This is a genomic window from Spirillospora sp. NPDC049652 (genome assembly GCF_040675125.1).
Lineage (GTDB): Bacteria > Actinomycetota > Actinomycetes > Streptosporangiales > Streptosporangiaceae > Spirillospora.
Genome location: NZ_JBFAOF010000294.1, coordinates 1 through 7,649 on the forward strand (window position 1 = coordinate 1; position 7,649 = coordinate 7,649).

The following is a 7,649-nucleotide window of genomic DNA, read 5'->3' on the forward strand; positions in this document are numbered from 1 at the left end:
CTCGGACGCGACGACGACCGCCGTGTTGCCCGAGACGATCGCGGGCGCGACCACCGAGACCAGGCCGAGCAGCGCGCTGTCCGGCGCGACGATCCCGACGACGCCGGACGGCTCCGGCGTGGACAGGTTGAAGAACGGCCCGGCGACCGGGTTGGCGTTGCCCGCGACCGCGCCGATCTTGTCCGCCCAGCCCGCGTACCAGACCCAGCGGTCGACCGCCGCGTCCACCTCGGCCGAGGCGGCGGGCTTGGCGGCCCCGGCGGCGCGCAGCTCCTCGACGAACTGCGCCCGGCGGCCCTCCAGCATCTCCGCGATCCGGTAGAGGATCTGGCCGCGGTTGTAGGCCGTCCGGGACGACCAGCCGCCGAACGCCTTGCGGGCGGCGACGACGGCGTCCCGGACGTCCTTGCGGGACGCCTGCGAGGCGTTGGCGAGGAACCGTCCCTTGGCGTCGTTCACCACGTACGACCGTCCGGACTCCGAGCGGGGGAACGCGCCCCCGATGTACAGCTTGTAGGTCTTGCGAACACTCAGCCGCTCAGACATCGAGGTACGCCTCCAGGCCGTGCCGTCCGCCCTCGCGGCCGAAACCGGACTCCTTGTAGCCGCCGAACGGCGACGCCGGGTCGAACTTGTTGAAGGTGTTGGCCCACACCACGCCCGCGCGCAGCCGCTCGGCCGCCCACAGGATGCGCGAGCCCTTCTCCGTCCACACACCCGCCGACAGCCCGTACGGGGTGTTGTTGGCCTTCTCGACCGCCTCGTCGGGCGTGCGGAAGGTCAGCACGGACAGCACCGGGCCGAAGATCTCCTCGCGCGCGATGCGGTGCGACTGCGCGACGCCGGTGAAGAGCGTCGGCGCGAACCAGAAGCCGCGCTGCGGCAGGTCGCATGGCGGCGCCCAGCGCTCGGCGCCCTCGCTCTCGCCGCTGTCGGCCAGCTCGCGGATCTTCGCCAGCTGCTCGGCGCTGTTGACCGCGCCGACGTCGGTGTTCTTGTCCAGCGGGTCGCCGACGCGCAGCGTGGCCATCCGCCGCTTCAGCCGGTCCAGCAGCTCGTCCGCGACCGACTCCTGGACGAGCAGCCGCGACCCGGCGCAGCACACGTGCCCCTGGTTGAAGAAGATCGCGTTGACGATGCCCTCGACGGCCTGGTCGAGCGGCGCGTCGTCGAACACGATGTTGGCCGCCTTGCCGCCCAGCTCCAGGGTCAGCCGCTTGCGGGTGCCCGCGACGGTCCGCGCGATCTCCTTGCCCACCTCGGTGGACCCGGTGAAGGCGACCTTGTCGATCCCGTCGTGCCCGACGAGCAGGCGGCCGGTCTCCCCCGCGCCGGTGACGATGTTGACCACGCCGTTCGGCAGCTCCGCCTGCCGGCAGATCTCCGCGAACAGCAGCGCCGTCAGCGGCGTCGTCTCGGCCGGCTTCAGGACGACCGTGTTGCCCGTCGCGAGCGCCGGAGCGATCTTCCAGGCCAGCATCAGCAGCGGGAAGTTCCACGGGATGACCTGGCCCGCGACGCCGAGCGGCCGCGGGTCCGCGCCGAAGCCCGCGTGGCCGAGCTTGTCGGCCCAGCCCGCGTAGTAGAAGAAGTGCGCCGCGACCAGCGGGACGTCCACGTCGCGCGACTCGCGGATCGGCTTGCCGTTGTCGATCGACTCCAGGACGGCCAGCTCCCGCGACCGCTCCTGGATGATCCGGGCGATCCGGTACAGGTACTTGGCGCGCTCGCGGCCCGGCATCGGGCCCCAGACCTGCTCGAAGGCCCGGCGCGCGGCGGCCACGGCCCGGTCGACGTCCGACGCGTCCGCGCAGGCGACCTCCGCCAGCGGCTCCTCGTTGGACGGGTCGACCGTCTTGATCGGCTCGCCGTGCCCCTCGGTGAACTCGCCGTCCACGAACAGCCCGTAGGAGGGCCGGATGTCCACCACGCTCCGCGACTCGGGAGCCGGCGCGTACTCGAAGTCCATCGTCAGTCCAGGGTGAAGTGGTCGGGACCGGAGTAGACCCCGGTGGCGAGCTTGCGGCGCTGCATCAGCAGGTCGTTGAGGAGGCTGGACGCGCCGAGCCGGAACAGGTCCGGGGTCAGCCAGTCGGGCCCGGCGACCTCGTTGACCATGACCAGGTACTTCAGCGCGTCCTTGGTGGTGCGGATGCCGCCGGCGGGCTTCACCCCGACCGTCCGGCCGGTGGCGTCGCGGAAGTCCCGCACCGCCTCCAGCATGATCATCGTGACCGGGAGGGTCGCGGCGGGCGAGACCTTGCCCGTGGACGTCTTGATGAAGTCGGCCCCGGCCCGCATGGCGAGCCAGGACGCGCGCCGCACGTTGTCGTAGGTGCGCAGCTCGCCGGTCTCCAGGATGACCTTCAGGTGCGCGTCGCCGCACGCCTCCTTGGTCCGGACGATCTCCTCGTGGACCTTGAGGTAGTCGCCGGCCAGGAAGGCGCCCCGGTCGATCACCATGTCGATCTCGGCCGCGCCGTCCGCGACCGCCGCCCGCGTGTCCGCGAGCTTGGCCTCCAGCGGCGCGCGGCCGGCCGGGAACGCCGTCGCCACCGAGGCGACCCCGATCCCGGAGCCGCGCAGCGCGTCCACCGCGACCCCGACCAGGTCCGGGTACACGCACACGGCTCCGACCTTGGGCGCGTCCGGCTGCGCGGGGTCGGGCCGGACGGCCTTGGCGCACAGCGCCCGGACCTTCCCGGCCGTGTCCGCGCCCTCCAGGGTGGTGAGGTCCACCATGGAGATCGCCGTATCGATCGCCCACGCCTTGGCCGTCGTCTTGATCGACCGCGCGCCGAGGCGCGCGGCCCGCTCGTCCGCCCCGACCTGGTCGACACCGGGCAGTCCGTGCAGGAACCCCCGCAACTCGACTCCGGTGGGCATAGTCTCCGTTGACACCACCCCAGGATCACGCACGGACGCCACCGGCACAAACCGGACCTTGATCACCTCCCCAGCGGGAGTCCCGTCCACTTCCCCTGGTCATCCCCCAGGTACACGATCCGGCCGCCCGGCCGCCCGGCCGCCCGGGCGGTTGTCAGGGCGTGCCAGGCTTTTCCGGCATGACGGACCTCGCCCTCGCCCTCGGGCTGGCCGACCTGGCCGACGACATCACCCTCCGGCACTTCCGGCGGACGGACCTGGGCGTCCGGGCCAAGCCCGACCGCAGCCCGGTCACCGAGGCCGACACCGAGACCGAACGGGCCCTGCGGACCGTGCTCGCCTGCGAGCGGCCCGGCGACACCATCGTCGGCGAGGAGGAGGGCGGCACGCAGGGCCCGCGCTGCTGGCTGCTCGACCCGGTCGACCACACCGCCAACTTCGTCCGCGGCATCCCCGTCTTCGCCACGCTGATCGCGCTCGTCCAGGACGGGCGGCCGACGGTCGGCGTCGTCAGCGCCCCGGCCCTCGGACGGCGCTGGTGGGCGTCCCTGGGCGGCGGCGCCTTCGCCGACGGCGAGCCCATCCGCGTCTCCGCCGTGGCGGACCTGGCGGACGCGAGCCTCTCGTTCGCCGCCCTGGACCGCTGGGACGACCGCGCCCTGCTCCCCGGGATCGTCGGGCTGGGCCGCCGCGCACGCCACAGCTGGGGATCGGGCGGTTTCTGGTCCCAGATGCTCGTCGCCGAGGGCCGCCTGGACGCCTCCCTCGATCCGTGGGGCAAGCCGTGGGACCTGGCAGCGCCCAAGATCATCGTCGAGGAGGCCGGGGGCCGCCTGACCGATCTGGACGGCGCGCCCCGCATCGACCGGGACGCCGCCCTGGTCAGCAACGGCCTCCTGCACCCGGAGCTCCTGGCGGCTCTGAGGTCCCGCCCGGCACGCTCCTGAGCCGCGCCGGGCGAACCGAAGGGGCGCGCCGCGTTTCGGCGGCACGCCCCTTCAGCCGTTCACTGGAGCAGTTCGTCCGGTGAGCCGACCGTCCCGGCGCGCGACAGCCAGTCGCGCAGGCGTTCCGGGTCCGTGCATTCCAGGATGCGCTCGCAGGTGTCGCTCGACACCGTCAGACCGCGTCCTTCGAGGACGAGCAGCACGCCCTCGGCCTGCCCTTCGAGACGGCCGTCCCGGACTCCCCTGGCACGCGCCTCGGACGCGTGCCGGAAGAGGTTCGCGGTCACCCGAAGACGTCCTCCTCCGTGGTGGCCGACACAGCGCGCAGCAGCCAGTCGTGCAGGACGTCCGTGTCGGCGCACTCGTGCACCCGGTCGCGCGCCTTGTCCGACACCGCGATCCCGCGCTGGTCGAGGATGAGCAGCAGCGCCTCGGCCTGCCCCTGGACGACGCCCTTGGCGCGGCCCTCCTCGCGGCCCTCCTCGCGGCCCTCCTCGCGGCCCTCCTCGCGGCCCTTGGCGCGGCCCTCCTCGCGGCCCTTGGCGAGGCCCTCGGCGCGGCCTTCGGTGAGGGCCTCCTCGCGGAGGGTGGAGACGTAGCGCGGGTTGTAGGTCTTCACGAAAAGCCTCCAGAGTTCACGGGCCTCACCGCCGAGGCCGGCTTCGACGAATTCGTTCAGGTCCCTCTGGGTCGCTTCCTTCACCTCGTTGAGGGCGAGGGCCAGCGGTTCCAGTGTCTCATGCACCCTCTCGGAACGGCTGTGGACGAGGGCGGAGAGCACCGCGAAGACGGGGTCCGCGCGGATCTCCTCCAGGTCGGTGAGCCGGGGGACGTTGTGCGGGCCGAAGACCACGACGCGGACGACCATGCTCGTCCAGCCGTCCACGCCGAGGACGATCGGCTCCTCGAAGCGCCGGGCGTCCTGCTCGTCGTGGGTGATGACGACGAGCAGGACGTCGCAGTCGTACTTGTCGTGCACGAAGGCGAGGTAGTACGGCCAGCGGCTCTTCTTGATCTTCTTGTCGTCGAGCTGCGCCTCGAAGATCAGCGCGAGGTCGCCGCGCTCGGTGCGGAGTCTGACCAGGGAGTCGACGCGCCGTTCGACGGCCTCGATGGTGGTGAGGTCGACGTTGAGGATGTCGGCGCCCTTGATGGGGGGAAGGCGCAGGCCGTGGACGTTCCACAGCGCCCGCTCGATCGTGTCCGGGTTGTCTCGCGCTATCTGGTGCAGCGCTTCGTGTCTCGGGGTGACCATGGCCCGAAGCTACGCAGCGCGTTCGTTCGATTACCTGGAATCAAGACCTTATGGCCTCAACTGATCACTCGACCCCCTCCCGACGAGTGAGGGGAGGATGGCCATTCACATCTGCTTCCCTTAGGAGCGGTGACTATTTCGTCGATGCTTGGACGTCCAAAGGTTAAACGGGCTCAGTATGGCGACGGGCCGCCGAACATCTCGCTGAGGCGCGGGGCCAGTTCGAAGTCGCCGCGGATTCTGAGGCGTCTGTCCATCAGCAAGGTGGCGGGATTGGCGTCGCCCGCCAGGACCCGGAGGAAGTCGGGAGTGGACGCCGTGAGGGTGACGACGGGCTCGCGGGACGGCCCCGGACGGGCGTGGGCGCGGCCGTCGGCGATCGCCATGGTCCAGGTGGAGGCGGAGCCGTCCGCGCCGGTCAGGCGGAAGTCGATGTCGCCCTCGAAGCCGCCGGCCATGGACGGGTCGAACGCGCGGGCCATGGCGCCGAAGAAGACCCGCTGCGCCCGCGGGCCGAAGCGGCGCTCGATGGCTTCGTCCGACGCACTGTGGACGATCTTGAACAGCCCCCGCTGCACCCGGGCGCGGGCCTCGTGCCGGACGTCCGACACCGTCGGGCGGCGCAGCCGCGGACCCCGGTGCGCGCGGGCCACCTCGGCGGCCTCGTCCATCCGGTAGCCGATCGGCAGCGACCGGGCCGGGGCGCGGCGTTCCAGCGCCCGCTCGATGGCCGGGGCCAGGCGCGCCGCCTTCTCCGCCTCGCGTTCTTCGCGGCCTTCGGTGAAGCGCGGCAGGACGGCCTTTCCGAACAGTTCGAGCGATTCGCAGATGTGCTCGTGTTTGTTCGGTCCGACTTGGAGGACGAAGCCGATCTGGTCCACTCCCACGTTCTCGTAGCGGCGGATCAGATCAGCGACCTGATCCGGCGTTCCGATCGCGCCGCGCAGTGATCCGACGTTCACGCGGAGTGCCTGCGCATTGGCGATGACCTGGTCCCGGTCGAATCCTTGGGACGCCCTGCGCTCTTCGAACGCCTCCCACACATCGGTACGCCCGGGGTCGTGCGGAGTGGTCCCGTAATAATGCGCCAGCGCGAATCCGAAGAAATGCGCGCCGTCGATACCGCGGTCGATCGCCGTCGCCTCGTCCTCGTGCAGCATCATGGGCAGGACGACGCAGACATTGGGGTTCACGGAGAAACCCGCCGGGACGCATTCGTCCGACTCGATGATGCGGTAGTACTCGTCCACCCACTTGGCGGCGTCCTCGGGTTCGACGAACGAGAACGAGAGCGCGCCGATGCCGTTCCGGGCGGCGAACTGGATGGTCTCGCGGCGCGAGCACGCCACCCACAGGGGCGGATGCGGCTTCTGGACGGGCTTGGGCACCACGTTGCGCGGCGGCATCCGCAGGTGCGGCGAGTTCCAGCCCGCGAACGGCTCCTCGACGAACATGCGCGTGACGGCGTCGATCGCGTCCTGCCACTGCGCCCGCTTCTCGCCGCGCCGGACCCCGAACCCGCCCAGCTCGGCGCTGGAGGACGACTCGCCCGTGCCGAACTCGACCCGCCCGCCCGACACCAGGTCGAGCGTCGCGATCCGCTCGGCGACGCGCGCCGGATGGTTGACGGCGGGCGGCAGCTGGACGATCCCGTGCCCGAGCCGGATCCGCTTCGTCCGCTGGGAGGCCGCCGCGAGGAACACCTCCGGCGCGGACGAGTGGCTGTACTCCTCAAGGAAGTGGTGTTCCACCTCCCAGACGATGTCGAACCCGGCCTGGTCCGCGATCTCGATCTGGTCGAGCGCGTCCTGGTAGAGGCGCAGCTCCTGCCCGTCGTCCCACGGCCGCGGAAGCTGGTGCTCGTAGAAGAGTGAGAACCTGATCTCCACCACCTCCACCGTCCTGACCAGGCACGACGGCCTGGCCGACATGGTCCGCCCACGGCCAGCGTCTCCCCCGGCGCCCCACCCGTCAACACCCGCACCCGAACAATTCAACCAAGCGCTCGCTTGACTAGCGTCGAGGGGAGACGAGACGCTGGCACGCGGAACCGGGAGGGCGCGATGGGGCCGCTGGATGGGTTGCGGGTGCTGGACCTCACCATGTGGCGGCCCGGCCCCTACGCGACGCGCCTGCTGGGGCAGCTCGGCGCGGACGTGATCAAGGTGGAGCCGCCCGGCGGGGAGCCCATGCGCGCGTTCCGGTCGCACTTCGACGTCCTGAACCAGGGCAAGCGGAGCATGGCACTGGATCTCAAGTCCGGGCAGGGCCTCGCCCGCTGCCTCGAACTGGCCCGCGAAGCCGAGGTGTTCGTCGAGGGCTTCCGCCCGGGAGTGGCGGACCGCCTCGGCGTGGGCCACGCGCGTCTGCGGGACGCCAACCCGGCGCTCGTGTACTGCTCGCTGTCCGGCTACGGAGCCGAGGGGCCGTTGGCGGACGTCCCCGGACATGACATCAACTACCGGGCGTACGCGGGCGCGCTGGGCCCGGACGCGGTGTCCCCCGCCGCCGACGAGCTGCCCGTCGCGGACATGGCGGCGGCGACGACGGCGGCGTGCGCG

8 protein-coding genes are annotated in these 7,649 nt (G+C 71.6%); 2 read left to right on the top strand and 6 right to left on the bottom strand.

Going from position 1 to position 7,649, the window contains the following annotated elements; genetic code table 11:
- From AB0J52_RS19720 to deoC, 3 genes are all read right to left on the bottom strand, one after another.
- The coding region (locus AB0J52_RS19720; protein ID WP_500183045.1) for an aldehyde dehydrogenase family protein at nucleotides 1-546 on the bottom strand (546 nt) is incomplete at its 3' end.
- Nucleotides 539-1,969: an aldehyde dehydrogenase family protein gene (locus AB0J52_RS19725; protein WP_500183046.1), complete on the bottom strand. Its 1,431-nt coding sequence runs from the start codon at nucleotides 1,967-1,969 to the stop codon at nucleotides 539-541. The genes AB0J52_RS19720 and AB0J52_RS19725, both read right to left, overlap by 8 nt.
- A gap of 2 nt (nucleotides 1,970-1,971) precedes the next feature.
- Nucleotides 1,972-2,886 carry a deoxyribose-phosphate aldolase gene (gene deoC, locus AB0J52_RS19730; RefSeq protein WP_500183047.1) on the bottom strand — a complete coding sequence of 305 codons (915 nt, stop codon included), beginning with the start codon at nucleotides 2,884-2,886 and terminating at the stop codon, nucleotides 1,972-1,974.
- A gap of 179 nt (nucleotides 2,887-3,065) precedes the next feature.
- Here deoC and AB0J52_RS19735 point away from each other — a divergent pair, with 179 nt between their 5' ends.
- Entirely contained in the window at nucleotides 3,066-3,833 is a 768-nt protein-coding gene (locus AB0J52_RS19735; RefSeq protein WP_500183048.1) for an inositol monophosphatase family protein, read from the top strand.
- A 59-nt stretch (nucleotides 3,834-3,892) separates the two neighbouring features.
- On the opposite strand, the gene AB0J52_RS19740 is transcribed toward AB0J52_RS19735, so the two are convergent.
- From AB0J52_RS19740 to AB0J52_RS19750, 3 genes are all read right to left on the bottom strand, one after another.
- Nucleotides 3,893-4,120 carry a hypothetical protein gene (locus AB0J52_RS19740; RefSeq protein ID WP_500183049.1) on the bottom strand — a complete coding sequence of 76 codons (228 nt, stop codon included), beginning with the start codon at nucleotides 4,118-4,120 and terminating at the stop codon, nucleotides 3,893-3,895.
- Nucleotides 4,117-5,088 (bottom strand): hypothetical protein, encoded by a 972-nt coding sequence (locus tag AB0J52_RS19745; RefSeq protein ID WP_500183050.1) that lies wholly within the window; start codon nucleotides 5,086-5,088, stop codon nucleotides 4,117-4,119. The genes AB0J52_RS19740 and AB0J52_RS19745 overlap by 4 nt, the downstream gene beginning before the upstream one ends.
- Before the next feature lie 173 nt (nucleotides 5,089-5,261).
- A complete protein-coding gene (locus tag AB0J52_RS19750) occupies nucleotides 5,262-6,977 on the bottom strand; it encodes an LLM class flavin-dependent oxidoreductase (protein WP_500183051.1) in 1,716 nt (571 codons plus the stop codon).
- Nucleotides 6,978-7,151: 174 nt separating this feature from the next.
- On the opposite strand from AB0J52_RS19750, the gene AB0J52_RS19755 reads away from it, so the two are divergent.
- Nucleotides 7,152-7,649, top strand: a 498-nt coding sequence (locus AB0J52_RS19755; protein WP_500183052.1) for a CoA transferase, incomplete at its 3' end; no start/stop codon positions are given.